24 protein-coding genes, 1 pseudogene and 1 riboswitch are annotated in these 24,593 nt (G+C 73.0%); of the genes and pseudogenes, 5 read left to right on the plus strand and 20 right to left on the minus strand.

Annotated features, from left to right (window positions below; genetic code table 11):
- Positions 1-17 precede the first annotated feature (17 nt).
- Positions 18-1,163, plus strand: a complete 1,146-nt coding sequence (locus AC0I8G_RS13105) for a P-loop NTPase (RefSeq protein WP_380258758.1) — start codon at positions 18-20, stop codon at positions 1,161-1,163.
- Positions 1,164-1,166: 3 nt separating this feature from the next.
- Here AC0I8G_RS13105 and AC0I8G_RS13110 read toward each other — a convergent pair whose 3' ends face one another.
- The 4 genes from AC0I8G_RS13110 to sigE are packed head-to-tail and all read right to left on the minus strand — an operon-like array spanning position 1,167 to position 4,144.
- Positions 1,167-1,553 (minus strand): twin-arginine translocase TatA/TatE family subunit, encoded by a 387-nt coding sequence (locus tag AC0I8G_RS13110; protein WP_328292391.1) that lies wholly within the window; start codon positions 1,551-1,553, stop codon positions 1,167-1,169.
- Positions 1,554-1,562: 9 nt separating this feature from the next.
- On the minus strand, positions 1,563-2,813 hold the full coding sequence (locus AC0I8G_RS13115; RefSeq protein WP_471730308.1) for a S1C family serine protease: 1,251 nt from the start codon (positions 2,811-2,813) through the stop codon (positions 1,563-1,565).
- Between the two features lie 24 nt (positions 2,814-2,837).
- The gene (locus tag AC0I8G_RS13120) at positions 2,838-3,440 is read right to left on the minus strand and encodes an anti-sigma factor (RefSeq protein WP_471730309.1); all 603 of its coding nucleotides are present in this window, start codon (positions 3,438-3,440) and stop codon (positions 2,838-2,840) included.
- Positions 3,437-4,144, minus strand: a complete 708-nt coding sequence (gene sigE / locus AC0I8G_RS13125) for an RNA polymerase sigma factor SigE (protein ID WP_471730310.1) — start codon at positions 4,142-4,144, stop codon at positions 3,437-3,439. The genes AC0I8G_RS13120 and sigE overlap by 4 nt, the downstream gene beginning before the upstream one ends.
- Before the next feature lie 202 nt (positions 4,145-4,346).
- Between sigE and AC0I8G_RS13130 the strand changes: the two genes are divergently transcribed.
- Positions 4,347-5,000, plus strand: coding sequence for an O-methyltransferase (locus AC0I8G_RS13130; protein ID WP_380258768.1), 654 nt, complete (start codon positions 4,347-4,349; stop codon positions 4,998-5,000).
- Between the two features lie 39 nt (positions 5,001-5,039).
- Here AC0I8G_RS13130 and AC0I8G_RS13135 read toward each other — a convergent pair whose 3' ends face one another.
- The 9 genes and pseudogenes from AC0I8G_RS13135 to dapE all read right to left on the minus strand — a co-directional run bounded on the left by AC0I8G_RS13135 (position 5,040) and on the right by dapE (position 11,601).
- Positions 5,040-5,405 (minus strand): maleylpyruvate isomerase mycothiol-dependent enzyme family protein, encoded by a 366-nt coding sequence (locus tag AC0I8G_RS13135; RefSeq protein ID WP_471730408.1) that lies wholly within the window; start codon positions 5,403-5,405, stop codon positions 5,040-5,042.
- Positions 5,406-5,419: 14 nt separating this feature from the next.
- Positions 5,420-5,659: pseudogene (locus AC0I8G_RS13140) on the minus strand (maleylpyruvate isomerase N-terminal domain-containing protein); the annotation flags it as partial.
- A 206-nt stretch (positions 5,660-5,865) separates the two neighbouring features.
- The gene (locus tag AC0I8G_RS13145) at positions 5,866-7,410 is read right to left on the minus strand and encodes a leucyl aminopeptidase family protein (protein WP_471730311.1); all 1,545 of its coding nucleotides are present in this window, start codon (positions 7,408-7,410) and stop codon (positions 5,866-5,868) included.
- 84 nt (positions 7,411-7,494) lie between these two features.
- Entirely contained in the window at positions 7,495-7,662 is a 168-nt protein-coding gene (locus tag AC0I8G_RS13150; protein WP_106210338.1) for a DUF3117 domain-containing protein, read from the minus strand.
- Positions 7,663-7,819: 157 nt separating this feature from the next.
- On the minus strand, positions 7,820-9,061 hold the full coding sequence (locus AC0I8G_RS13155) for a hypothetical protein (RefSeq protein ID WP_471730312.1): 1,242 nt from the start codon (positions 9,059-9,061) through the stop codon (positions 7,820-7,822).
- Positions 9,058-9,561 (minus strand): SRPBCC family protein, encoded by a 504-nt coding sequence (locus AC0I8G_RS13160; protein ID WP_328292398.1) that lies wholly within the window; start codon positions 9,559-9,561, stop codon positions 9,058-9,060. The genes AC0I8G_RS13155 and AC0I8G_RS13160 overlap by 4 nt, the downstream gene beginning before the upstream one ends.
- Positions 9,540-9,821, minus strand: a complete 282-nt coding sequence (locus AC0I8G_RS13165; protein WP_471730313.1) for a DivIVA domain-containing protein — start codon at positions 9,819-9,821, stop codon at positions 9,540-9,542. The genes AC0I8G_RS13160 and AC0I8G_RS13165 overlap by 22 nt, the downstream gene beginning before the upstream one ends.
- A complete protein-coding gene (locus AC0I8G_RS13170) occupies positions 9,818-10,468 on the minus strand; it encodes an LOG family protein (RefSeq protein ID WP_380258776.1) in 651 nt (216 codons plus the stop codon). Before AC0I8G_RS13170 ends, AC0I8G_RS13165 begins: the two co-directional genes overlap by 4 nt.
- The gene (dapE, locus tag AC0I8G_RS13175; protein WP_471730314.1) at positions 10,465-11,601 is read right to left on the minus strand and encodes a succinyl-diaminopimelate desuccinylase; all 1,137 of its coding nucleotides are present in this window, start codon (positions 11,599-11,601) and stop codon (positions 10,465-10,467) included. The genes AC0I8G_RS13170 and dapE overlap by 4 nt, the downstream gene beginning before the upstream one ends.
- Positions 11,602-11,672: 71 nt before the next feature.
- Here dapE and dapD point away from each other — a divergent pair, with 71 nt between their 5' ends.
- Positions 11,673-12,656 (plus strand): 2,3,4,5-tetrahydropyridine-2,6-dicarboxylate N-succinyltransferase, encoded by a 984-nt coding sequence (dapD, locus tag AC0I8G_RS13180; protein WP_471730315.1) that lies wholly within the window; start codon positions 11,673-11,675, stop codon positions 12,654-12,656.
- Between the two features lie 73 nt (positions 12,657-12,729).
- Positions 12,730-13,590, plus strand: coding sequence for a hypothetical protein (locus AC0I8G_RS13185; protein ID WP_471730316.1), 861 nt, complete (start codon positions 12,730-12,732; stop codon positions 13,588-13,590).
- A gap of 88 nt (positions 13,591-13,678) precedes the next feature.
- Here the strand turns inward: AC0I8G_RS13185 and AC0I8G_RS13190 are convergent, their stop codons facing one another.
- The 3 genes from AC0I8G_RS13190 to fdxA all read right to left on the minus strand — a co-directional run bounded on the left by AC0I8G_RS13190 (position 13,679) and on the right by fdxA (position 16,546).
- The gene (locus AC0I8G_RS13190; protein ID WP_380258782.1) at positions 13,679-14,965 is read right to left on the minus strand and encodes a citrate synthase; all 1,287 of its coding nucleotides are present in this window, start codon (positions 14,963-14,965) and stop codon (positions 13,679-13,681) included.
- 80 nt (positions 14,966-15,045) lie between these two features.
- Positions 15,046-16,218 (minus strand): succinyldiaminopimelate transaminase, encoded by a 1,173-nt coding sequence (gene dapC, locus AC0I8G_RS13195; RefSeq protein WP_471730317.1) that lies wholly within the window; start codon positions 16,216-16,218, stop codon positions 15,046-15,048.
- A 1-nt stretch (position 16,219) separates the two neighbouring features.
- Positions 16,220-16,546, minus strand: coding sequence for a ferredoxin (fdxA, locus tag AC0I8G_RS13200; RefSeq protein ID WP_380258786.1), 327 nt, complete (start codon positions 16,544-16,546; stop codon positions 16,220-16,222).
- A 103-nt stretch (positions 16,547-16,649) separates the two neighbouring features.
- Between fdxA and AC0I8G_RS13205 the strand changes: the two genes are divergently transcribed.
- Entirely contained in the window at positions 16,650-17,648 is a 999-nt protein-coding gene (locus AC0I8G_RS13205) for a GNAT family N-acetyltransferase (RefSeq protein WP_471730318.1), read from the plus strand.
- Here the strand turns inward: AC0I8G_RS13205 and AC0I8G_RS13210 are convergent.
- The 4 genes from AC0I8G_RS13210 to typA all read right to left on the minus strand — a co-directional run bounded on the left by AC0I8G_RS13210 (position 17,624) and on the right by typA (position 24,531).
- Entirely contained in the window at positions 17,624-18,874 is a 1,251-nt protein-coding gene (locus AC0I8G_RS13210) for an acyl-CoA dehydrogenase family protein (RefSeq protein WP_471730319.1), read from the minus strand. The two genes, AC0I8G_RS13205 and AC0I8G_RS13210, sit on opposite strands and share 25 nt — an antisense overlap.
- A 46-nt stretch (positions 18,875-18,920) precedes the next feature.
- Positions 18,921-19,031: riboswitch (SAM riboswitch) on the minus strand.
- A 231-nt stretch (positions 19,032-19,262) separates the two neighbouring features.
- Complete coding sequence (locus tag AC0I8G_RS13215; protein WP_471730320.1) at positions 19,263-21,248, minus strand: AAA family ATPase; 1,986 nt, start codon at positions 21,246-21,248, stop codon at positions 19,263-19,265.
- Between the two features lie 221 nt (positions 21,249-21,469).
- Positions 21,470-22,558, minus strand: coding sequence for an N-acetyl-1-D-myo-inositol-2-amino-2-deoxy-alpha-D-glucopyranoside deacetylase (gene mshB / locus AC0I8G_RS13220; protein ID WP_471730321.1), 1,089 nt, complete (start codon positions 22,556-22,558; stop codon positions 21,470-21,472).
- Positions 22,559-22,638: 80 nt separating this feature from the next.
- A complete protein-coding gene (typA, locus tag AC0I8G_RS13225) occupies positions 22,639-24,531 on the minus strand; it encodes a translational GTPase TypA (RefSeq protein ID WP_380258794.1) in 1,893 nt (630 codons plus the stop codon).
- Positions 24,532-24,593 lie beyond the last annotated feature (62 nt).

Here is a 24,593-nt window from a genome sequence, read left to right on the forward strand (position 1 = left end):
CCACGTACCCTGGGGGCATGTCGCCCACGCAGGATCTCGAGAGCGTGCGCGCGGAGGTCCTGCACGCGCTCGGCTCCGTCAACGACCCCGAACTGCACCGTCCCATCACCGACCTCGGGATGGTCGACGGCGTCGACGTCGACCCCGACGGTCTGGTCGACGTCCGCGTGCTGCTGACCATCGCGGGCTGCCCCATGCGCGACACCCTCACCCGCGACGTCACCGCCGCCGTCCGGACCGTCGAGGGCACCCGGGGCGCCCGCGTGCACTTCGGCACGATGACGCCCGAGCAGCGCCGCGAGGTCACCACCAAGGTCCGCGGGACGACGAGCGCCGCGCCGACCATCCCGTTCAACGAACCCGGCAGCCTCACCCGCGTCTACGCGATCGCCTCCGGCAAGGGCGGCGTCGGGAAGTCCAGCGTCACCGCGAACCTCGCCGCCGCCATGGCCGCCGACGGTCTGCGGGTCGGGGTGCTCGACGCCGACGTCCACGGGTTCTCGATCCCGCGCCTGCTCGGCGTGACCGGGAAGCCGACGAAGGTCGACGACCTGATGATCCCGCCGAGCGCCCACGGCGTGCGGGTCATCTCGATCGGGATGTTCGTCCCCGGCAACCAGCCCGTCGCGTGGCGGGGACCGATGCTGCACCGCGCGCTGCAGCAGTTCGCGAGCGAGGTCTTCTGGGGTGACCTGGACGTCCTGCTGCTCGACCTGCCCCCCGGCACCGGAGACATCGCCATCAGCGTCGGTCAGCTGCTGCCGAAGGCGGAGATCCTCGTCGTCACGACCCCGCAGGTCGCCGCGGCCGAGGTCGCCGAGCGCGCCGGGTCGGTGGCCTCGCAGACCGAGCAGCGCGTCGTCGGCGTCGTGGAGAACATGAGCTGGCTGGAACTGCCCGACGGGCAGCGCCTCGAGGTCTTCGGTTCCGGCGGCGGCCAGACCGTCGCGACGTCGCTGTCGCAGAAGCTGGGCACGGACGTGCCGCTGATGACGCAGATCCCGATGGACGTGGCCCTGCGCGAGGGTGGCGACGTGGGGGTTCCGGTCGTGCTCTCGCACCCGGACTCCCCCGCGTCGATCGCGATGCGCGACCTGGCCCGCACGCTCGCCCGCCGCCCGCGCGGACTCGCGGGCCGGCGGCTGGGCGTCAGCGTCGCCTGAACCTCAGGTGGCGTCCTCGTCGTAGGGGACGGGCGCCGGCGTGGCGGCCGGCGTCGACGACTTCTTGCCGAGGTCGAGTCCACCGCCCGTGGCGGGCGTGGACTTCTTGGCCGGCGGCTCGTCGTCGTCGTCGTTCCAGGCCTCGGTGAGGGCCTCGCGGACGATGCGACGCGGGTCGTACTGGCGCGGGTCGAGCTTCTGCCAGTCGATGTCGTCGAACTCCGGCCCGAGCTCCTCGCGCATCTGCGCCTGAGCCCCCTTGGCGAAGCGTCGGGCAGACTTGACCAGACCGGCCAGCTGCTCGGCGTAGTGGGGTAGCCGCTCGGGTCCGAGGATCACGAGCGCTACGACGAGCAGGACGAGGAATTCGCCCCCGTTGATGCCGAACACGTGGCGATCCTAACCGTCGGCGTCGAGAGTGACAGGCACGTCCATGGTCCGGCCGTCCCTGCGGACGCTCAGGACCACCACTTCGCCGGGTTCCCGGGCCCGGATGTCCACGATGAGCTCGACCGCCACGGTCACCGGACGACCGTCGATCGAGAGCACGACGTCGCCCGGTCGCAGGTCCGCGCGCTCTCCCGGACCACCGGCGGTGACGGCGCCCGCGGCGTCCACGATCTGCACGCCCTCGCCGGTGTAGGAGTTGTCGAGCGACACGCCGATGATCGGGTGCACCGCCCGGCCGGTCCGGATGAGCTGCTCGGCCGTGCGGCGCGCCTGCTGCGAGGGGATCGAGAAGCCGAGGCCGATGCTGCCCGTCGTCGTCGCTCCGCCGGCGCCCGGCAGGCTGGCGATGGCGGAGTTGATGCCGACCACCTGGCCCGTGGAGTTGAGCAACGGACCACCCGAGTTGCCGGGGTTGATCGCGGCGTCGGTCTGGATGGCCTGGATGTAGGAGGAGTCGCCGCCCCCGTCGCCCGCCGTGACCGGCCGGTTGAGCGCCGAGACGATCCCCTCGGTCACCGTCCCCTGGAGCCCCAGCGGGGCCCCCACGGCCACGACGGGGTCACCCACGACGACGCCCGCGGAGTCTCCGAAGGGGAGCGCCCGCAGGCCGGTGCGCTCGACGCGCACGACGGCGAGGTCGTAGGAGGTGTCGGCCCCGACGACGTCACCGCTCACCTGCACCCCGTCCTCGAAGACGACCGTCACGCCGTCGTCGAGCGCACCCGCGACGACGTGGTTGTTGGTGAGGATGAAGGTCCCCTGCCCGGCGGAGGTCTCGAGGACGAACCCCGAGCCGGTCCCGAAGCCGTCCTGGCCCTCGACCTGGAGGGCGACGACGCTGGGCAGCGCGGCCGCGGCGATCCCGGCGACGGATCCCGCGGGACGTTCGGTGCTGCCCGCCGACGGAGACGCGATCGCGACGCCGGGGTAGGTCGCGTCGGAGTCGGAGAGCTCGTCCTGCACCAGCCCGCCGGCGAACCCGCCGACCACACCGAGGAGCAGGACGGCACTGCCCGCGCCGATCCAGCGGGCGGGCGATCCACGTCGGGGAGCAGGCGCGGGCGGTGCGGCGTGGGGGTCCGAGGGAGCCTGCGGCGGGAAGGCGTCGTGCCCCGCCGGGGGCAACCACCAGCCCTGCTCACCCGGGGTCGCGGGCGGGCGGGGGCTGGTGCGCGCCCTCCTGCGGTCGGTCCCAGCCACCCCCGGGTGGGGACGGGGTGGCCATCAGGGTGTGGCGTTCGCCGGTGCGCTCGCGCCGGGCGTCGTGCTCGCGCTCACCGAGGGGCTCACCGCGGGCACCTGGCGGCTCACGGGAACCTCCGACGGGGCGGCCGACGGCGTGGTGCGCAGCTCGGCCACGGGCGCCTGGGAGCTCCCCCCGGGCATCCCTCCCAGGACGAGGACCCCGACGATCCCCGCTCCGAGGAGGGAGAAGGTCCCGGCCAACGCGGCCGCCACGGGGCGACGGCGAGCGCGGCGGACGACGTCGCGGGCACCGGGACCCCGCGATCCGGGGGTTCGACGGGCGTCGGTGCGCGAGGGCGGGGCGACCCCGACGACGGGCCGGGCCGGCACCGCCATCGGCTTGTCGCGCGGGTGCAGCGGACCGGAGGGCCCGCCGATGTCGAGCAGCCGGGTCACCAGGTCGTCGGACATCTGCGGAACGCCGAGGGCCTGGACCCGCGCCCGGACGAGGCGTTCGGTCTCGACGGCGTCGGCGCACTCGCTGCACCCGCGCAGGTGCTCCGCGGCGCGGGCTTCGGCGTCCGCGGCGAGCCGACCGTCGACCAGCGGGCTGACCCGCGCGCCGAGGTGCGGTCCGCTCACGAGCCGTCCTCTCCGTAGGCGAACTGCGGCGTGCCCGGCGGGGTGGGCCGGGGAGCGCGGTGGGCGAGGGCGGCGCGCAGCTGGGCGCGACCCCGGTGGATGCGGGAGCGGACGGTGCCGAGCTTGACGCCCAGCGTCGCCGCGATCTCCTCGTAGGAGAGGCCCTCGATGTCGCAGAGGACGACGACGGCGCGGAAGTCCGGCGGCAGCGCGTCGAGCGCCTTCTGCACGTCGTCGTCGAGGTTGCGGTGCTCGAAGGCGCGCTCGGGACCGACGTCGGTGCTGGGCAGCTTGTCGTTGACGTCGTCCGCGAGCGCGTCGAAGCGGATGCGCTGCTTGCGACGCACCTGGTCCAGGAAGAGGTTGGTGGTGATCCGGTGCAGCCAGCCCTCGAACGTCCCGGGCTGGTAGTTCGACAGCGAGCGGAACACGCGGACGAACACCTCCTGGGTGAGGTCCTCGGCGTCGTGCCGGTTCCCCGTCAGGCGGTACGCCAGCCGGTACACCCGGGCGGAGTGGTCGCGGACGACCTCCTCCCAGGTGGGGGGGACCCACGTCGAGGCCGCAGCCGAGGGCGACAGCGCCGCCGGGTCGATCGCCGGTGGAACGGACCGCCCGGCGGTGTCGCCGGTGTCGTCGCTCACGGGGTTCCTCCTGGAACGGGCGGGGAAGGGGGCCGCGAACGGCACCGCCACTGCTCCCATGGTCTCCCACTCCTCACGCTCGAGCCAGTCGCCACCGGGACATCCATCCGGTCGGCGTCACAAGCTCCAACGGAGGTCTGACCTGCGCAGTTCCCACCCCACCCCTGGGCGGTGCCCTTCACCCGTCCTCCCCACTCTCGTGCACGGCGAGTTGTCGGGTGAGCACTCGGGGTGAGATCGCGGTGTGCACTACATTGCGCACGTGCCGACGCCCACGTCCCGCCCGCCCAAGCAGCCCGTCAGCTGGGCCTACACCGAGCAGTTCGTGCCCGAGGACGAGGTGCTGCAGCGGGCCCGCGCCCGCGCCGCCGACCTGGGCGTCGACCCCGTCTCCCCCGGCGTCGCCGCGGTCCTGACCGTCCTGACCGCCGCCACCCGCGCCCGCACCGTCGTCGAGGTGGGCACCGGCACCGGCGTCTCCACCCTCAGCCTGCTCCGCGGCATGGGCGAGGACGGCGTCGTGACCACCATCGACTCCGACGGCGAGGCGCAGCGCGCCGCCCGGGAGACCGTCGCCGACGACGGGATCCGCCCCAACCGGGCCCGCCTCATCAACGGCCGCGCCCTCGAGGTGCTCCCCCGCCTCACCGACGGCGCCTACGACCTCGTCCTGCTCGACGGCGACGAGCGCGAGTACTCCGCCTACCTCGAGCAGGCCTTCCGCCTGCTGCGCCCCGGCGGCCTCCTCGTCGTCGACGACGCCCTCTGGCACGGCCGGGTCACCGACCCGGCCGCCCGCGACGCCTCGACCGTCGCCCTGCGCGAGGTCGGGCGGACGGTCCTCGAGGACGGTCACTGGTACCCCTCGCTGCTGCCGACCGGCGACGGTCTGCTGCTCGCCGTCAAGCACGGCTGAGGCGTCTCCTCCCACGAGACGTCGTCCGCCGGGATCTGGTCAGCCCCGGGACCGGAGGACCTCGACTCCCGCTCCGTCGAGCCTGTCCAGGCCTGCGCCACGTCCGGTCATGGCCAGCAGCAGGTCGATCATGGGGCCCGTCGCCTCCGGGCCACCCCCGTGTGACCAGTCGGTGTCGGTAGCGCGCAGAGTCACCCCGGCGATCCGGTTCTTCGCCCCGATCACCAGGTTCGACCCCTTGTAGGAGTCGGCGACCTGCGTCAGGGCCTCGATCGGGTAGTCCCGGTGCAGACCGAGCGGACGGCGGATGTCCTCCGCGTGGACGATCGCCTCACCGAGCCAGGAGTCGTCGGGCCCGGGTGGGTGGGTGGTTGCGTTCTCCAGACCGCGGAAGGCGGCGAGCATCTTGGCCGAGGTGCCGCGCTGAAGCGGTCGGCGTTCTTCTCGACGTAGGCCCGGAAGTCGAACCGGGACCCCAGCATCCCGACGAAGAACTTCGGCAGGGTCATCTGCGCGGTGGCGATGACGTGACCGAAGACCTGCTTGACCGACCAGCCTCGGCACAACGAGGGCGTCTGCCACTGTTCCTCGCGGAGCGACTCGAGGTCCGCGCGCAGGGCGCGACGTTCGGTGGGCACGGCGGACCAGACGGCGACCATGGGCGTTCCGTTCCGGGGTGGGCTGCGATCGTGTCCGGTCACAGCGGTCGGCCGGTGTCCCGACCCTACTCCGGGCACCGGCCGGAAGCGGCCCCCTGACCCGGGTTCCCGGGAGTTGCCGCCGCGGTGCTCGAGCCCCGACGGCTCCGCGGCACCCCAGGCTCGCCGGGCTGGTCGCGGATGCGCCGACGGGTCACGAGACGCGGTCAGACCCCGGCCAGACCTTCCAACCACGCCACGAGCAGCCGCGCGCCGAACCCGGTGGGACCGCGGGTCACCTCGTGCTCGTTGCCGTCGGCCCGCCCGGTCCCGGCGATGTCGAGGTGGGCCCAGCGCCGCTCACCGACGAAGGGGCGCAAGAACAGCGCCGCGACGATCGAGCCCGCGCCGAGGCCGGGGGTCGTGGAGACCTGGCGGGCGTCGGCGAGGTCGGAGGCGATCGCCGGCAGGTAGTCGTCCACGAGGGGCATCCGCCACACCCGCTCGCCCGTGCCCTCGGCCGCGGCCGACAGTTCGGCCGCGAGGGCGTCGTCGTTCGCGAAGAGCGCGGCGTGCCGCTTGCCGAGGCCGAGGCCGGCCGCGCCGGTGAGGGTCGCGATGTCGACGATCACGTCGGGGTCCAGGGTCGCGTCGGCGTAGGCCATCGCGTCGGCGAGGACCATGCGGCCCTCGGCGTCGGTGTTGTTCACCTCGGTGGTGCGCCCGCCGTAGTGCCTCACGACGTCGCCCGGGCGGTAGGAGGAGGCCCCGAGGGCGTTCTCCGCGAGGGCCAGCAGGCCCGTGACCCTGATCGGGAGCTTCAGCGCCGCGACGGCCGCGACGGCGGCCAGCACGGCGGCCGAGCCGGCCATGTCCGTCTTCATGGCGACCATCGACTCGCGGGGTTTGAGGCCCAGGCCACCGGTGTCGAAGGTGATCCCCTTGCCGACCAGGACGACGTGCGGGACGCCGGCGCGGGCGCGGGGCGTCCAGCCGACCTGCACCAGCGCGGGGTCGGAGGCCGAGCCCGCACCGACGGCGACGAGCCCCCCGAACCCTTCGCGGCGCAGCCGGTCGACGTCGCGGACCTCGACCTTCAGGCGCAGCGGGGCGGCGACCTCGTGCACCTGCGCGACCATCCACGCAGGGTCCTTGAGGTTCGACGGGGTCGCGGCGAGGTCGCGGGTCAGGATCGTCGCGCCCGCGGTCACCTCGGCGTGCCGGACGTCGGCCACGGCGACCTCGCCGAGCAGGACCAGCCGGCGCACGGGGGTCTCGGCCGCGGCCTTGCGGCCCGTCACGGGGGGCGAGTACGAGGCGAGCAGGAAGCCCTCGACGAACGCCCGCGTGCCGGCCGACCCGACGCCGTCCGCGAGCGTCGTCGCGACGTCACCGGTGCTCGCGGCGCGGGCGAGCGCTGCCCCGCTGCGTCGCAGGGAGGTGGTGGAGGAGTCCCCGACGCCGACGACGACCAGCCGCTGCGGGCTGCCCTCGGGGGCGGGGACGGGCAGGCGGGTCGTGGTCGCGGCCTTGCCGCTGACCTTCTCGGCGGCGCAGAGCGCGGTCAGGTCGATGCCGTACCGGACGGCGGCGTCGGCCGCGCCGGGACGCGGCTGCAGCGGTGCGTCGTCCCCCTCACCGGGGGCGACGGCGACGGCCAGGACGCTCACCCCGGACAGGTCGGCCGAGATCAGGGCGCCGCGGCGCACCTCGACGACGGGTGGGGTCCAGCGCCGCACGTCGGGGGCGGCGGAGGTGGTCGGCGTGCTCACGGTGTCGTCCTGACTCTCGTGCGGCGATCTGGTGCTGGACGACGCGGGGCGGGCACCCCTTGGTGCCCGCCCCGCGTCCGTGCCTCAGCCCACGACCGAGGTGATGGCCTCTCCGAGGGCTTTGGCTTCGTCGGGCGTCATCTCGACCACGAGACGACCACCGCCTTCCAGCGGCATGCGAAGGACGATGCCGCGCCCTTCCTTGGTGACCTCCAGCGGACCGTCCCCGGTCCTCGGCTTCATGGCCGCCATCGGCGTGCTCCCTCTCGTCGTCTCGTGCTCGCGCCGGGCCCGCGGCCGGGTGCTGCGGTCGGCGTGTAGGGGTCCATCATCCCCCACCGGGACCCTCACGTGGGCGCAGGGGCTCACCGGTGATCTCGGGGCCACCCGGGTGCTGCGGGGACGACGATCACGGTGGCCAGTCGGCGGGGGGCGAGAACCGCCACAGCCAGGCGATCCAGACCACTTGCAGCGCAAGGGAACAGACGACCCAAGCCCGCAGGACGGGGCGGCTGCGGGGCCGGAGCGCGACCAGGCCGCCGAGGGGGAAGAGGAAGATCAGGTAGCGGAAGAGACTGGTGAACGGGTCCAGGACGAGGAGCAGGTAGCCGACGTAGGCCAGGCACCACGTCCGCAGCTCGGGGCCCAGGACGGCGGTGCGTCGCGAGAGCAGCCACGCCGCGTAGCCGAGCACCCCGGCGACCAGCAGCAGAGGCCCCGCGTGGTCGCCGAGGACGTACTGCGAGATCCCCCACCACGGCTTGAGGAACTCGACCTGCCCCCCGACCCGCCAGGCCCCCATCGTCGCCGTGTAGGCGTCGAGGCGGTGGGCGATCCGCCCGGCGGCGAAGGGCCACAGCAGACCCGCCGCACCGGAGGCGGCCAGCAGCACCAGGCACCGCAGCGCCTCCCGACCACCGAGCACCGCGCCGGCCCGACGGCCCCGCCACCCGCGCACCGCGAGGTGCACCACGACGACGACCGACAACGGCACGGCGACGGGCCTGGTCACCCCGAGCAGCAGGGCGACCAGGACGGCGGGCAGGTACCGCTCGCGTTGCAGGCAGCCCAGGAAGACGACGAGCAGCGCGAGCGCGGGCCCCTCGGTGTAGGGCACCTGGAAGACCAGCGCCGTCGGGGAGACGCAGAACAGCACGGCGGCGCTCCAGGCCCCGCGGCGGGCCACCGCCGGCGTGCTCCGCTCGCCCAGCGCCCGCAGGACGAGGGCGTGCACCCCGACCGCGGCGACCGCCCCCGCCACCAGCGACACGATCGACCCGGCCCAGGTGAAGGGCAGGCCGAGCAGCATGGGCAACCGGGCCAGGAAGGGGGCCAGCGGGTAGAAGGCCAGCGCCGACTGCTGGACGTCGCCGGTGCTCCCCAGGGGCACCGCGCTCGGGTACCCCGTCTCGGCGATCCGGCGGTACCAGGTGGCGTCCCACAACCCGAGCATGTCGCCGTAGCCGGGGTGCGCAGGAGTCCAGGTGCTGGCCACCTGGAAGCGGGCCACCTCCGCGAGGACGATCGCGGAGAACACCCGGGCCAGCGCGTAGACGACGAGGACCCGCACCGCCGGCGGCGAGCGCAACCAGCCCAGCAGCAGCCGGGTCCGCAGTCCGAGCCTCCGGGCGGGGACGGCGGGAGAGGTCACGAAGGACCCGACAGGTCCTCGCGGGCCGCTCGGAGCACCAGCTCGAAGGCGGCGCGGCCGACCAGGGCGGGGATCGGCCCACCGCAGGCGACGAGCAGCCCCAGGCCCCGCGGGCGGACGACGATGTGCTCGGTCCACTCGACCTGCACCTGCCCGCGGTCGGCGGCCGCGGACACGACGATCTCGACCGTGCCGCCGAACACGTCACCGGTCTTGACGATGGAGACCCGACCCGGCCGGTCCGCGTCCGGCGCCTGCCACGCCACGACCTCCATCGGGTCGACCAGGACGATCGGCCCGAGCGTCGTGGTGCCGACGAAGCGCTCCCCCACCACACCGACGGGTCCGCCCTCGGGGCGGGCCACGACGGTCGAGGGGACCCACGCGGTCTGGCGGGGCCAGTCGGTGAGGACGTCGAAGACGTGCCGGACCCGGCCGGTGACGACCACCCGGGAGGTGAAGTCGATCGTGCGGGGGGTCAGTCCTCGACGCTTCGCCACGCGGCCAGCTCCTCGTCTCGTTCGCGGATCTCCTCGCGCAGCCGGTCCAGGACGGCGTCCACCTCGTCCATGCGGTACCCGCGGACGCCCAGCGAGAAGCGGACGGCGTCGACGTCGGTGGCCAGGACCGGCCCTTCGGGCAGGCCGCGGTAGGGCCGGGTGGAGGTGGCGGGAGCCATCCCGCCGCTGATCCGGCCGGTGACGACGGCCACCACGGCGCCGAGGACGAGCAGCACCAGGGCCAGCAGCACCAGCGTCACGACGGGCCTCCCCCGGTCGGGGACTCCCGCCGGTCCTCGCCCGGCTGGCTGGGGAAGTCCACGAAGGTGCCCACGATCTCGGAGCTCGGCAGCGACACCCGCTCGCGCGGGGCCTGCTCGAGGTGCTCCAGGGCGGCCAGCGGGTCGTCGGTCCAGAGGATGCAGTCGAAGACGAGCGGACGGGCGAAACCGGTCGCCACGAGTCCCTCGAGCCAGGTCCGCAACCCCGCGTAGTGCCCGCCGGAGTCCAGCACGGCCAGGGGTTTCGTGTGCAGGCCGATGGTCCGCGCGACCCAGATCTCGAAGAGCTCCTCGAGCGTGCCCAGCCCGCCGGGCAGGACGACGAAGGCGTCGGCGCGGGCGTCCATCTGCGCCTTGCGCTGGCGCATGTCGTCGGTGACGACGAGTTCGCTCAGCCCCTCGGGCGGGAGTTCGAGGTCCATGAGCGCCTGCGGCATGACCCCGGTGGTCCGGGACCCCGCGGCCCGGGCCGCGGCCTCGGCCGCCCCCATGACGGAGGTGCCGCCCCCGCCGTAGACGAGGTCGTGGCCGCGTTCCCCGATGAGCCTCCCGACGGTCGCGGCGAGTTCGACGTGCGCGGGGTCGATGCCCCCGGACGCGCTGCCGTACAAGCAGATCGTGCTCACTGCGCCCCCTCCAGCAACCAGCCCGAGAGGACCTCGAGGCACTGTTCGACCTCCGCCGTGCGGCAGCGTTCGTCGTCGGCGTGCGCCGTCGCGTTGTCGCCCGGACCGTAGTTCACGGCCGGGACACCGAGCGCGGAGAAGCGGGCGACGTCCGTCCAGCCGTACTTGGGCAGCGGGGTCGTCCCCGTCCGCCGCACGAAGTCGGCGGCCGCCGGCAGGTGCAGTCCGGGTTTCGCGCCGTCGGCGGCGTCGGTGACCCGCACGTCGAAGCCGGCGAAGACCTCGCGCACGTGGGCCTCCGCCCCGGCGGCGTCGATCGCGGGGGCGAAGCGGTAGTTCACCGTCACGACGCAGCGGTCGGGGACGACGTTGCCCGCGATCCCCCCGGTGATGCCGACGGCGTTGAGACCTTCGCGGAAGACCAGCCCCTCGACCTCCACCTCGCGCGGGACGTAGTCCGCCAGCCGGGCCAGGACGGGTGCGGCGGCGTGGATGGCGTTGGACCCGCGCCAGGCCCGGGCCGAGTGCGCGGCCCGGCCGCTCGTGGTGACCTCGGCGCGCAGCGTCCCGTTGCAGCCGCCCTCGACGACCGCGGAGGACGGCTCCAGCAGGATCGCGAAGTCGGCGGCCAGCAGGTGGGGGTGGTTGCGGGCCAGTCGGGCGAGCCCGTTCTTCGCGGCCTCCACCTCCTCGTGGTCGTAGAAGACGAAGGTGACGTCGCGCGGGGCGCCCGGCCCGGCGTCGGCGACCAGGCGGGCGAGGGCCAGCTGGACGGCGACGCCGCCCTTCATGTCGCAGGTCCCCCGCCCCACCAGGACGTCCCCCTCGGTCGGGTGGACCTCGCGGCGCACCGGGAGGTTCGGCGGGTCGGTCAGCGGCACGGTGTCCAGGTGCCCTGCGAGCAGCACGCGCTCGGCGCGACCGAGGGTCGTGCGCGCCACGACGGCGTCGCCGTCCCGGGTGACCTCGAGACCGGGCAGCGCACCCAGCGCCGCCTCGACGGCGTCGGCCAGGGCGGTCTCGTCGCCGCTCACCGAGGGGATGTCACAGACCCTGCGGGTCAGCTCGACGACGTCCGGCGCAGCTCCCGGGGAAGCGGGCGAGAGGTCGAGCGCGAGGGTGGGGGCGGTCACGTGCTTCACCCTAGCCACGCCCTCCGGCGCGACGTCGGACCGAGGGCCCGGGCGCTTGTAGGGTCACGAGGGTGAGCGAGCAGAGCCCCGTCCTCAGCCCCGAGCAGCAGCCACGACGCGCCTGGGGCCACGGCCTGGCGACCGTCGCCGCCGACGGCACGGTGCTCGACGTCTGGTACCCGTTCCCCGAGCTCGGACCCAACCCGCACACCGGTTCCTACGGCGTCCCGGCCGAGCTCGCCTCGCTCGAGGACTCCGACCCGCACCGCCGGGTCAAGCAGCGCGTGGTGACCACCGAGGTCGACCTGGACTCCGCACCGGTCGACACCGCCGACGCCTACCTGCGCCTGCACCTGCTCTCCCACCGTCTGGTGGCGCCGCACGGTCTCGTGCTGGACGGCCTGTTCGGGGTCCTCGCCAACGTGGTGTGGACCAACCACGGCCCCTGCGCCGTCACGGACTTCGAACGCACCCGCCTCGCGCTGCGCGCGAACGTCGGGCCGGTGACGGTCTACGGGATCGACAAGTTCCCGCGGATGGTCGACTACGTGCTGCCGAGCGGTGTCCGGATCGCCGACGCGGACCGCGTCCGGCTCGGCGCGCACCTCGCCCCGGGCACGACGGTCATGCACGAGGGTTTCGTGAACTTCAACGCCGGCACCGTCGGGGTGTCGATGGTCGAGGGCCGCATCTCCGCGGGGGTCGTCGTCGGCGACGGTTCCGACGTCGGGGGTGGTGCCTCGATCATGGGGACGCTGTCCGGCGGCGGCAAGGAGGTCGTGAGCATCGGCGAACGCACCCTGCTCGGCGCGAACTCCGGCACCGGCATCGCGCTGGGCGACGACTGCGTGGTGGAGGCCGGGACGTACGTCACGGCCGGTACCAAGGTGACCCTGCTGGGCCAGGACGGCGCTCCGAACCGGGTGGTCTCCGCCCGCACGCTGTCCGGCGCGAACGGTCTGCTGTTCCGCCGCAACTCCGTCTCCGGCCAGGTCGAGGCTCTTCCCCGCAAGGGCGTGAAGGTCGAGCTCAACCCTGCGCTGCACGCCAACTGAGGTGCCCGCGAGTCCCCGCGGACGCATCCGACGCGCCTCCCCCGGACGACGTCACACCCGGCGCCTGCGACTCGTGACGACGCTCGCCGTCGTCGCGGTGGTCGCGACGGCCGGCGTGGTGTGGATCACCCGCGACGAGGACGCCCCGGTCGTGCGCGAACGCTGCTCGGCGAGCGTGGACGGGGAGTCCACCTCGATGTCCCCGGAACAGGCGGCGAACGCCGCCACCGTCGTGGGCCTGTCCGTCCGGCGCGGCATGCCCGCCCGGGCCGCGACCATCGCCGTCGCGACGATCGTGCAGGAGTCGGGCATGCGCAACCTCGACCACGGTGACCGCGACTCCCTGGGGTTGTTCCAGCAGCGTCCCTCCCAGGGCTGGGGCACCCCCGAGCAGGTCCGTGACCCCGTCTACGCGACCAACGCGTTCTACGACGCGCTGGAGAAGGTCGACGGCTACCGCGACCTGCCGGTCACCGAGGCAGCGCAACGCGTGCAGCGCAGCGGTTTCCCCCTCGCCTACGGCGACCACGAACCCGAGGCCCGGCTCGTGGCCTCGACGCTGACCGGCTACGACCCGCGCGGTTTCAGCTGCCACCTGCGTTCGCTCGACGTGGGCCTCGAGGTCGGGGGCGACGAGCAGCTGACCCCCAGCGCCCAGTCGGTCGCCGACGCCGCCACCGCCCAGGTGACGACCCTGGCGCCGTCGATCGTGGCCGGGACCGGCGGCCGGGGTTTCCGGTTCCAGGTCGAGGGCAGCGACGCCGGACGCACCGCTTGGGCGATCGCGTCCTGGGCCGTCGCGAGCGCAGGCACCCACCCGGTCACCGAGGTGAGCGTGAACGGCTACCGCTGGACCCGCGACACCTCGGGCCGCGGCTGGGTGCAGACCGCCACCGGCCTGCCCGACGGCGAGGTCCAGGTCCGCGTCGGCTGACCCCCCCGCCGCAAAGACTTGTGGGGAGTTTTCCACCCTTCCGAAGCTTTCGAAGGGTGGAAAACTCCCCAGAAGTTGGAGCGTGGAGTCAGCGGCCGGAGATCTCCGTGTAGTCGCGCGCACCCTCGCCGATGTACACCTGGCGGGGACGGCCGATCTTCGTGGCGGGGTCGTTGATCATCTCGCGCCACTGCGCGATCCAGCCGGGGAGACGCCCGAGCGCGAACAGCACGGTGAACATCTTGGTCGGGAAACCCATGGCCTTGTAGATGATGCCGGTGTAGAAGTCCACGTTCGGGTAGAGCTTGCGCTCGACGAAGTAGTCGTCGTGCAGCGCGATCTCCTCCAGGCGCATGGCGATCTCGAGGAGTTCGTCCTGCACGCCGAGGCCGGAGAGGATCTGGTCGGCGGTCTTCTTCACGATCGCCGCGCGCGGGTCGTAGTTCTTGTACACCCGATGGCCGAAGCCCATCAGGCGCACACCCTTCTCCTTGTTCTTGACCTTCGTCATGAACGTGTCGACGTCGTCGTCGGAGGTGCGGATGGCGTCGAGCATGTCGAGAACGGCCGAGTTCGCCCCACCGTGCAGCGGCCCGGAGAGGGCGTGGATCCCGGCGGAGACGGAGGCGAAGAGGTTGGCCTGGCCGGAGCCGACGAGACGCACCGTCGAGGTCGAGCAGTTCTGCTCGTGGTCGGCGTGCAGGATCAGCAGCTGGTCCAGCGCCTTCGACATCACCGGGTCGACCTCGTAGTCCTCGGCCGGGTTGCCGAAGGCGAGGCGGGTGAAGTTCTCGACGAGACCGAGGCGGTTGTCCGGGTAGAGCAGCGGCTGGCCCAGGGACTTGCGGTGCGCGTACGCCGCGATCGTCGGCAGCTTGGCGAGGAGGCGGATGGTCGAGAGTTCCACCTGCTCCTCGTCGAAGGGGTTGAGGGAGTTGGGGTAGAACGTCGACAGCGCGCTGACGGCGCTGGAGAGCACGGGCATGGGGTGGGCGTCGCGGGGGAACCCGTCGAAGAACCGCTTGAGGTCCTCGTGCAGCAGCGTGTGCCGCTGGATCCGCTCGGTGAAGCCGGACAGCTCGCTCGCCGAGGGCAGGTGCCCGTAGATGAGCAGGTAGCTCGTCTCGACGAACGTGGACTTCTCGGCGAGCTGCTCGATGGGGTACCCGCGGTAGCGCAGGATCCCGGCGTCGCCGTCGATGTAGGTGACCGCCGACGTGCAGGAGGCGGTGTTGGTGAAGCCGGAGTCGAGAGTGACCAGTCCGGTCTCCTTGAGGAGACTGCCGATGCCGAAGCCGGCAGCACCCTCGGTGGCGGGGGTCACCGGGAGGTCGAGCTCCCCACCTGCGTGCTTCAGCGTCACGGAGTCAGCCATGCCGCCGACCGTACCCGCCCCCGCCGACGGTGCCCAACACAGGTCTGTCACACCTGTGGAGGACACCCGCGTGCGCACGGTCAGGCGAGGTCCGCCAACCGGGCGGGGACCTCCGCGACGCGTTCGTCGGTCGCCGTGAGCGCGATCCGGACGTGCTGGGCCCCGGGCGGCCCGTAGAAGTCCCCGGGGGCCGCGAGGATCCCCCGCTGCGCCAGCAGGTCGATCGTGGTCCGGCTGGGTTCCGCCCGGGTGCTCCAGAGGTACAACCCGGCGCCGGAGTGGTCGACCCGGAAACCCGCGCGCTGCAACGCCGGACGCAGCAGGTCGCGCCGGGCTCGGTAGCGCTCGCGCTGCGCCGCGACGTGCCCGTCGTCGCTCACCGCGGCCTGCAGGGCGACCTGCACGGGCCAGGGCACGATCATCCCGGCGTGCTTGCGCAGCTCGAGCAGTTCGCGCACCAGCGCGACGTCACCCGCCACGAACGCGGCGCGGTAGCCGGCGAGGTTCGACTGCTTCGAGGTGGAGTAGGCGACGAGCAGTCCGGTGTGGTCACCGTCACACACCCGCGGGTCGAGGACGGAGGGCACGAGACCACCGCGGGTCACGTCGTGCGCCTCGTCCCAGCCGAGTTCGGCGTAGCACTCGTCGGAGGCCACGACCACGTCGTGGGCCCGGGCCCAGGCGACGAGGGCGGCGAGCTCGTCGACCGTGCGCACCGCACCGGTCGGATTGGACGGGGAGTTCAGCCAGAGCAGCCGGATGCGCGCCCCGGCCTCCCAGGCGGCGTCGAGCTGCTCGACGGTGTCGGCGCCCAGGGGGGTGGCCCGGGCCAGGCGCGCCCCGACGTCGTAGGTCGGGTACGCGACCGACGGGTGGGCGACGACGTCACCCGCCTCGAGACCGAGGAGCAGGGGCAGCCAGGCGACCAGTTCCTTGGAACCGACCGTGGGCAGGACCCCGTCGGGGTCGAGGGTCGCGACACCCCGGCGTCGGGCGAACCAGGCCGCGACGGCCTCGCGCAGCGGGGCGGTGCCGTAGGTCTGGGGGTACCCGGGGGCGTTCGCGGCCGAGCGCAACGCCTCGGCCACGACCTCGGGGGTCGCGTCGACGGGGGTGCCGACCGAGAGGTCGACGATCCCCCCGGGATGGGCCGCCGCGAGGGCCTTGGCCCCCGCGAGGGAGTCCCAGGGGAAGTCGGGCAGGGACGCACCGACCCGGCGGCGCGGCGGGTGCTGCTGGGTCGGCGCGCTCACCTCAGTGGCCTTCGCCCTGCGGCGGGACCGCGGCGACCACCGGGTGGTCGGAGTCGATGACGCCCATCTTGGCGGCGCCACCGGGCGAGCCGACCGTGTCGAAGAACTCGACGTTGGCGGCGGTGAAGGCGGACCACTGGTCGGGGACGTCGTCCTCGTAGTAGATCGCCTCGACCGGGCAGACGGGCTCGCACGCTCCGCAGTCGACGCACTCGTCGGGCTGGATGTAGAGCGATCGCTTGCCTTCGTAGATGCAGTCGACCGGGCACTCTTCGATGCAGGCCTTGTCCTTGACGTCGACGCAGGGCTGCGCGATGACGTAGGTCACGGGTTGTCCTCCTCCTCCGGCGGACGGGCGGCCGGACGCGCTGCCTAGTATCGCCGACGCACGTCGACCGTCGTGCACGACCACCACCCCGGGGGGCAGCGCAGTGGCCGAGGTCACCCGCACGCACGTGATCGAGGACCTCCAGGTGGGTTCCCGGGTGGTCGTGCGGCACCGCCTCCCCGACGGCGCGGCCTCCGACGCGCTGGGCGACCTGGTCGCCGCGGACGACACCACGCTGCGGGTCCGGACCCGCCGCGGCGAGGTCACGCTCGCCCGCGCGGACGTCCTCGCGGCCAAGGCCGTCCCGCCACCGCCGGCCCGCAAGGGCCCCCCGCACACCGCGATCGGCACGGACGACCTCGAGCGGGTGATGGCGGAGCACTGGCGCCCGCTGGAACGACTCGACCTCGGCACCTGGCGGTTGCGGGCGAGCGAGGGGTTCACCGGCCGGGGCAACTCCGCTCTGGCGCTGGGTGAGCCCGGGGTGGCGGACGCGATCGAGCGGGTCGAGCGCTTCTACGCCGAGCGCGGTCTGCCGGCGGTGGTCGCGGTGGCCCACCCGGCCGACGGGCTCGGAGCGGGCGTGCCGCTGGTCGACGACCTCGCGGCCCGCGGCTGGAGCGTCCGCACGCCGACGGTGGTCATGACGGCCGCCACGGACGACCTGCCCGGTGCGGGCGAGGCGCCGCTCCCGGCCGGCCTGCACGTCGAGCGCGGCGGGGAACCCGACGCCGCGTGGCTGGCGCGCTACCACTACCAGGGTCGTCCCTACGTCCCGCCCGCCGGCCGCCGGATCCTCGTCTCCGCCGACGAGCAGGTCTTCCTGCGCGTCCTCGACGGCGCGGAGACCGTGGCGATCGCCCGCGGATCCCTCTCCCCCGGCTGGGCCGGGGTGACGGCCGTCGAGACCGCGCCCACCCACCGGCGGCGGGGACTGGGACGACGCCTGCTGACCGAGGTCGCCGACTGGGCCCGCGACCGCGGCGCGGCCTCGACCTACCTGCAGGTGCAGGGCGACAACGCCGGCGCCCGCGCGTTGTACGAGGGCGCCGGTTTCACCGTCCACCACGCGTACCACTACCGGGTCGCGCCCTCCGCCTGAACGACGGAGGCGTGGGTGCCGACGTCCCACACGAACGGCGGTTCGGTGCCGTTGACCGACCAGTCGCCGACGATCCGCTGCTTGTAGATCACCGGGTTGTGCGAGGCCACCGTGCGGGCGTTGCGCCAGTGCCGGTCGAGGTCGCGGGCCCGGGAGGTGCCCGACGCGCCGAGGGTGTTGAAGAGCAGCGTCGCGGCGCGCGGGACGGTTTCCGAGAGCACGACCTGGGCCTGGGCGGTCCGGATCTCGGCCTCGACGTTCGCCGCCCGGTCCGCCGCCGTCCCCGGCAGGTGTGCGGTGTCGGCGGCGGACTGGACCGCCTGCGCCGCAGCGCGGGTCAGGGAGCGGGCGGTGAACGCGATCGAGGAGATCTCGCCGGCCACCGACAGCACCTGGGCGTCGTTCCTGACGAGGGGGGCCAACCCGTGGGTGTAGCTGCGGGTCCGGGTGCGGACCTCGTGCCCGGTGTCGCGTTCGACCGCCGCGGCGATCCCGGCGTGCACGGCCAGCAGGACGAGTTGGTACAGCGCGGTCTGGTAGCGGAACCGGGCGGTGAACGGGGAGACGTCGTCGGCGGCGATCTCGACGTCGTCGAGCTCGAGGGTCCCGGTCCCGGTGAGCTGCTGCCCGAAACCGTCCCAGTCGTCGGAGACGCGAACCCCCCGGCCCCGGACGGGCACCAGGGCGGTCACGACCTCGTGGGTCCCGTCCGGGAGGCGTCGGCGGGCCGTCGCGTCGGTCCAGTCGGCGTAGATCGTGCCGGTCGTGTAGTACTTCCGGCCCGAGATCGCGGTGCGCCCCTCCCGGGTGGTGACGATCGTCTGCTGCTCACCGGTGACCCCGTCACCGACCTCGCTCCAGGAGTTCCCGACCATCTCCCCCGCGACCAGCCGCGCGATCCAGCGCGAGCGGTACTCCCCCACCGGCAGGCTCAGGACCTGCTCCACCCACGCGATGTGGCCGCGGAAGATCTGCGGCAGGTTCGAGTCGGCGGCCGCGAGGTCGACCAGCAGGTCGGTGAACTCGACGAGGTCGAGACCGCCACCACCCTCCTCGACGGGGATGCGCAACCGGCCGAACCCGGCGTCGAGGAGTTCCCGGACCTGGTCCCGTGGCAGTTCGTGGTCCTGCTCGCGCGTCACGGTGCCGGCCGCGATCCGTTGCAGCAGCGGCGAGAAGCGTTCCCGCACATCGGGTTCGGCGGTGGGTTCCAGGGTGGTGCTCACGGAGCTCTCCTCGATCGTGGACGCGTCGGCGTCCGGAACGGGAGGGACGGCGTCCTTACCCGTGCCGGAGCACCAGGTCAGGTCGTCACCCGGGGCACCCCACGACGAGGAGGGTTGCCGGCCAGCGAGCCGGGGCTTGTCGCTGGCGCTCATGACCTGGGACCAGGGAACCACAGGTGGGGAGGGAGGGTCCAGCCCGCTCCGCTGGTGGCCGATCGCGCGGCGGCGGACAGCAGAACGGGAACGTCTGCTCCAGCCCCCCGGAGCAACCGTTCCCGTTCCTGTGTTCCCGCGCCACCGCCCCCGGAGGCCCCCCGGCCTCCCACGGTGCGCGAGTTCCTGCGTCGCGGTCGTCGCTCCCCTCCTGCGGCGACGACCCCGACGAGTCCTAGATCCCCCGGACGACGCCGGAGGTGGTGTCACGCAGGTCGATGACCCGGGACGGTGCGGACTGCGGTGCGGACTGCGCCTCGTGGGCGGCCTGCGCCGCCTCGAGCACGTCGGTGATCTCGTGGCCGATGAGTTCGTGCCGTTCGAGCAGCGCGTCGCGCAGCGCCGCCACCAGGTGGCGGTTGCGGTCCATGAGTTCGCGGACGAACTCCTTCTGCTCGGTCAGCAGGTTCTCCACCAGCCGCCGCCCCTCGGAGTCGCCGAGGACGCGGGAGACGAGGTTCCCGTCGGCGAACGCGCCCTGCTGGACGGCGGCGAAGGAGACCAGGGTCCCGGCCATGCCCGCCGAACCGACCATCTGCGCCGCGACCTGCGTCGCGGACTGCAGGTCGCCGGCCGGGCCGGTCGAGACGTCGCCGAAGAAGAACTCCTCGGCGACCTGACCGCCGAACGCGATCTTGATCAGCCCGGCGAGTTCGCTGCGGGAACGGGTGTAGACGTCCTCGGCGTCACCGTGGGCGAGCAGCCCCAACGCGTTGGCGCGCTTGATGATCGTGAGGACCTCGAGGCGGCGTTGCGGGGCGACGAGCCAGGCGATCGTGGCGTGCCCGGCTTCGTGGGTGGCGATGAGCCGCGCCTCGTGGTCGGTGTAGCCGACGGGCTGGCCGAGGCCGACCTCGGTGACGAGGCGGGCCTGTTCGACGTCGCTCCAGTTCATCCCGTCGGCACCGCGACGGACGGCGTTGACGAGGGCCTCGTCGAGCAGGCTCTCGATCATCACCGGCGAGTACCCGTTGGTGATCCCGGCGAGCGCGTCGCGACGTTCGTCCTCGTCGAGCGGGGCCTCGTGGGCCTTGCGGGACAGGAAGTGGTCGACGAGTTCCCGGCGGCCGAGCTTGTCCGGCAGGCCGAAGCTGAGCCGACGGTCGAAACGGCCGGGACGCAGCAGGGCCGGGTCGAGGGAGTCGGCGCGGTTGGTCGCCGCGATGAGCAGGATCTCGACGGGTTCGCTCTTCGGCCGCTGCAGCCGGCGGTGCTGGGGCAGGAACCGGTTGGCGGTGTCGATGAACCAGCCCTGCAGCCGCTCGGACGTGGTGGGTTCGTCGAAGGACTGCATCTGCACGAGCAGTTCGTTGACGACCCCGCTCGCGCCCTCGCTGCTGGCCAGGCGTTCCGTCCGCAGCGCCGTCCGGCCCGTGGCGGGGAAGGACATCGCGAGGTTGGTGAGCCCTCCGCAGCCGACGATCCCGGTGGCGGCGTCGGCGTCCAGGGGCGTCATGGCGCTCATGCCGCCGCGGGCGCCGGCGATGGCGTCGATCTCCTCGATGAACCCGATGGCGCCGCCCTCACGACGGGCCGCCTTGCGCAGGGCCTTGAAGTAGGAGCGGAGCTTGCGGGCCGTCGCGCCGTACCACATCGACTGGAAGCTGGTCGCGGAGACGAAGAGGAAGGGGACGCCCGCCTCACGGGCCATGGCCTTGGCCATGTGCGTCTTGCCGGTGCCGGGCGAGCCCTCGAACAGGAGTCCGCGCCGGGGCCGTCCGCCCATCTGCGTCCGGAAGGTGCGGGCCGCGAGGAACAGGTCGAGGCTGCGCTCGACCTCCTCCTTGACCGCGGCCAGACCCTTGACGTCGTCGAGGCCGATGTCGATCTGCTCGGGACGGTAGACGACGTGCGGCGAGCGGCCGGAGACCAGCGTCTGCCCGAGGAGCAGGCCGATCATGGCGAGGAAGAAGACGAAGACCATGACGTAGATCGGGTCGACGCTCGGCAGCGGCGGCAGGACCGAGCCGGTGAAGGCCAGGCGCAGGTCGACGACGAGCAGCAGCAGGGCCACGACCATGAGCAGCGACCGGGTGCGGCGGCGACGGTTGCGCTCGCGCTGGCGACCGACGTCCGCGCTGTCCCGTCCGGTGCGGGGCTGCGGACGCGCGCCTCGTTCGGGGTCCTTCTCGGTCCGCGGGGCGTGCTTCACGTGAGCCACGGCCGCTCCTCTCGGTCACGTCCGGGCCGGTGCGCCAGGACGTGGTCCCAGCCAACCCCGTCGTCCGGGCGATGGCTACCGGCGACCACCCTCGGTGACGCGTTCGGACGATCGCGTTCACCCGCCTGGAGCAACGGAGCGTGATCCCCCGAACACACATCCCTCTCTCCGATCCGTGGTCTCGCGGGGATTCCCAGCGGGATCACGAATCGGAAGGGGGGTCAGGAGGAGGGGGCGATGCCCGCGAAGAGGTCGGTCTCCCGGCCGTCGGCGTCGAAGGGCCCGGCCGGCACGCCGTGCACCAACCGGTAGTGCTCGAACGGCCAGATCGGTTGCGGCACACCGTTGCTGAGCCGCATGGCCGGGACGTCACCGTCGAGGTCGAGGCTGACCTGGGTGGCGTGGGCGCGGAGCGCGGCGATCTTGGCCGGGATCTGGCCGGTCCCGTCGACGACGGTGGTGACCTCGCCGGCCGGCACGACGACGCTCGGCAGCGGCCCCTCGGGGTCCCCCGCACCCGCCGCACCGGCCTCGGCCAGGCGACGCAGGGCTTCCCGAACGGGCTGCTCCGGTTGGACGATCTCGTAGACCTTGGCCACCTGCCACGGGGCGGCGCCGTCGCGTCGGTCACCTGCCGCGAGCACGAGGGCGCGCATGGTCGCCTCGTGCACCCGGACGTGGTCGGGGTGGCCGTAGCCGCCACCCGGTTCGTAGGTCACGACGACCTGCGGACGGACCTCGCGCAGGACGGTCGCGATGTCGGCGGCGACCTCCTCGGGGTCGGCCGCCGCGAGCGCCCGCGGGTCGACGTCGTCTCCGGGCAGCGCCGCGTGACCCGCTCGGCCCGGCTCCAGCCACACCATCCCGGAGTCGCGGTAGCCGCTGCCGTCGACGCGGGTCAGGAAGCGGTGGTCGGTGACACCGAGGGCCTCCATCGCCGTCGCCAGCTCGCCCGTGCGGTGCTCGGCGAGCTGATCGGGGTCCAGGTGCGCCAGTTCGGGCGGGATGACCTCACCCAGCTCACCGCGGGTCGCCGTGAGCAGCACGACGCCCGCCCCGGCCTCGGCGTAGCGGGCCATCGTGGCGCCGCTGCCGATGGTCTCGTCGTCGGGGTGGGCGTGCACGAAGAGCACCCGACGGGGCTGGTCCAGCTGCTCCATGGACGCCAGGTCGGCCGGGTCGAGCTCGCCCAGGACGTCGTCGACGAGGTCCGCGGCGATCTCCAGCGGGTCCCGTCCGGCCGTCGCCGCGCCGGCGGCGCCCTCGGGCGTCTCGTCGGGCTGCTCGGGAGGTCGCGGGGTCGTCGTCATGGCCCCAGTTTGCCCCGTGATCGCAGAAGCGCTCGACCACCACCCCACGGGGTGGTGGTCGAGCGCTGAGGAGGCTGCGGTCAGGCCTTCTTGGCCTTGGAAGCCGTCTTCGCGCGCATGTTCGCCTCGAGGACGACCTTGCGGATGCGGACGGACTCCGGGGTCACCTCGACGCACTCGTCCTCGCGGCAGAACTCGAGGCACTGCTCCAGCGACAGGTGACGCGGGGGCACGAGGCGCTCGAACTCGTCCGAGGTGGACGAACGCATGTTGGAGAGCTTCTTCTCCTTGGTGATGTTGACGTCCATGTCGTCGGCGCGGGAGTTCTCGCCGACGATCATGCCCTCGTACACCTCGGAGGTGGGCTCGATGAACATCTGCCCACGTTCCTGCAGGTTGGTCATCGCGAACGCGGTGGCCGCACCGGCGCGGTCGGCGACGAGCGAACCGGACTGACGGGTGCGGATCTCGCCGGCCCAGTGGTCGTACTGCGCGAAGAGCGCGTGGGCGATGCCGGTACCGCGGGTGTCGGTGAGGAACTCGGTGCGGAAGCCGATGAGCCCGCGCGAGGGGACGTAGAACTCCATGCGCACCCAGCCGGTGCCGTGGTTGGTCATCGTCTCCATGCGGCCCTTGCGGGCGGCGAGCAGCTGGGTGATCGCGCCCAGGTACTCCTCCGGGGAGTCGATCGTCAGGTTCTCGAAGGGTTCGAGGGTCTTGCCGTTCTCGTCCTTGCGGGTGACGACCTGCGGCTTGCCGACGGTCAGCTCGTAGCCCTCGCGGCGCATCTGCTCGACGAGGATGGCCAGCGCCAGCTCACCGCGGCCCTGCACCTCCCACGCGTCGGGACGCTCGGTCGGGAGGACGCGGATCGAGACGTTGCCGACCAGTTCCTTCTCGAGGCGGTCCTTCACCAGACGCGCGGTGACCTTCGCGCCCTTGACCCGGCCGGCCATCGGGGAGGTGTTGATCCCGATGGTCATCGAGATGGCGGGCTCGTCGACCGTGATGAGCGGCAGCGGGTGCGGGTCGTCCGGGTCGGCCAGGGTCTCGCCGATGGTGATGTCCGGGATGCCGGCGACGGCGACGATGTCACCGGGGCCGGCCTTCTCGCCGGGGACGCGGGTGACGGCCTCGGTGACCAGGAGCTCGGTGATCTTGACGCGCTCGATGGTGCCGTCGTGCTTGCACCACGCGACCTGCTGGCCCTTGATCAGCTCACCGGAGAAGATGCGCAGCAGCGCGAGGCGGCCGAGGAACGGCGAGGCGTCGAGGTTGGTGACGTGCGCCTGCAGCGGGGTCTCGGGGTCGTAGACCGGCGCGGGGATCGTGTCGATGATCGTCTGGAACAGCGGGACGAGGTCCTCGTGGTCCGGCAGACCGCCGTCCTCGGGCTGGTTCAGCGAGGCGCGGCCGTTCTTCGCCGAGGCGTAGACGACGGGGACCTCGAGGAGGCGCTCGACGTCGATGCCCTCGACGTCGCCGCCGAGGTCGAGCAGCAGGTCGATGGTCTCCTCGACGACGGCGCTGATGCGTGCGTCGGGGCGGTCGACCTTGTTGACGAGGATGACGACGGGCATGCCGGCCGCGAGCGCCTTGCGCAGCACGAAGCGGGTCTGCGGCAGCGGACCCTCGGAGGCGTCGACGAGCAGGACGACACCGTCGACCATCGACAGGCCGCGCTCGACCTCACCACCGAAGTCGGCGTGGCCGGGGGTGTCGATGATGTTGATGGTCATGCCGCCCTCGGGCGACCCCGGGCCGCTGTAGCGGACCGAGGTGTTCTTCGCGAGGATCGTGATGCCCTTCTCGCGCTCGAGGTCACCGGAGTCCATGACTCGCTCGTTGACGTCGGCGTTGGCGCGGAAGGCGCCGGACTGCCAGAGCATCGCGTCGACGAGCGTCGTCTTTCCGTGGTCGACGTGGGCGACGATCGCGACGTTGCGCAGGTCTTCGCGGGTGCTCAAGGGCATGAAGTTCTCGATCCGCTCTCGGGGGTCTCGACCGCCCGCAGCTGGATCGCAGCGCGGGCGCT

Source organism: Kineococcus sp. AC630 (assembly GCF_979255925.1).

What these genes read in the sequence shown, in the direction of transcription:
- AC0I8G_RS13150 (WP_106210338.1), bottom strand. Translation starts at nt 7,662, where the DNA reads ATGGCGGCCATGAAGCCGAGGACCGGGGACGGTCCGCTGGAGGTCACC.
- mshB (WP_471730321.1), bottom strand. Translation starts at nt 22,558, where the DNA reads ATGACGACGACCCCGCGACCTCCCGAGCAGCCCGACGAGACGCCCGAG.
- sigE (WP_471730310.1), bottom strand. Translation starts at nt 4,144, where the DNA reads ATGGGAGCAGTGGCGGTGCCGTTCGCGGCCCCCTTCCCCGCCCGTTCC.
- AC0I8G_RS13105 (WP_380258758.1), top strand. Translation starts at nt 18, where the DNA reads ATGTCGCCCACGCAGGATCTCGAGAGCGTGCGCGCGGAGGTCCTGCAC.
- AC0I8G_RS13135 (WP_471730408.1), bottom strand. Translation starts at nt 5,405, where the DNA reads ATGCTCGCCGCCTTCCGCGGTCTGGAGAACGCAACCACCCACCCACCC.
- typA (WP_380258794.1), bottom strand. Translation starts at nt 24,531, where the DNA reads ATGCCCTTGAGCACCCGCGAAGACCTGCGCAACGTCGCGATCGTCGCC.
- AC0I8G_RS13190 (WP_380258782.1), bottom strand. Translation starts at nt 14,965, where the DNA reads ATGGCTGACTCCGTGACGCTGAAGCACGCAGGTGGGGAGCTCGACCTC.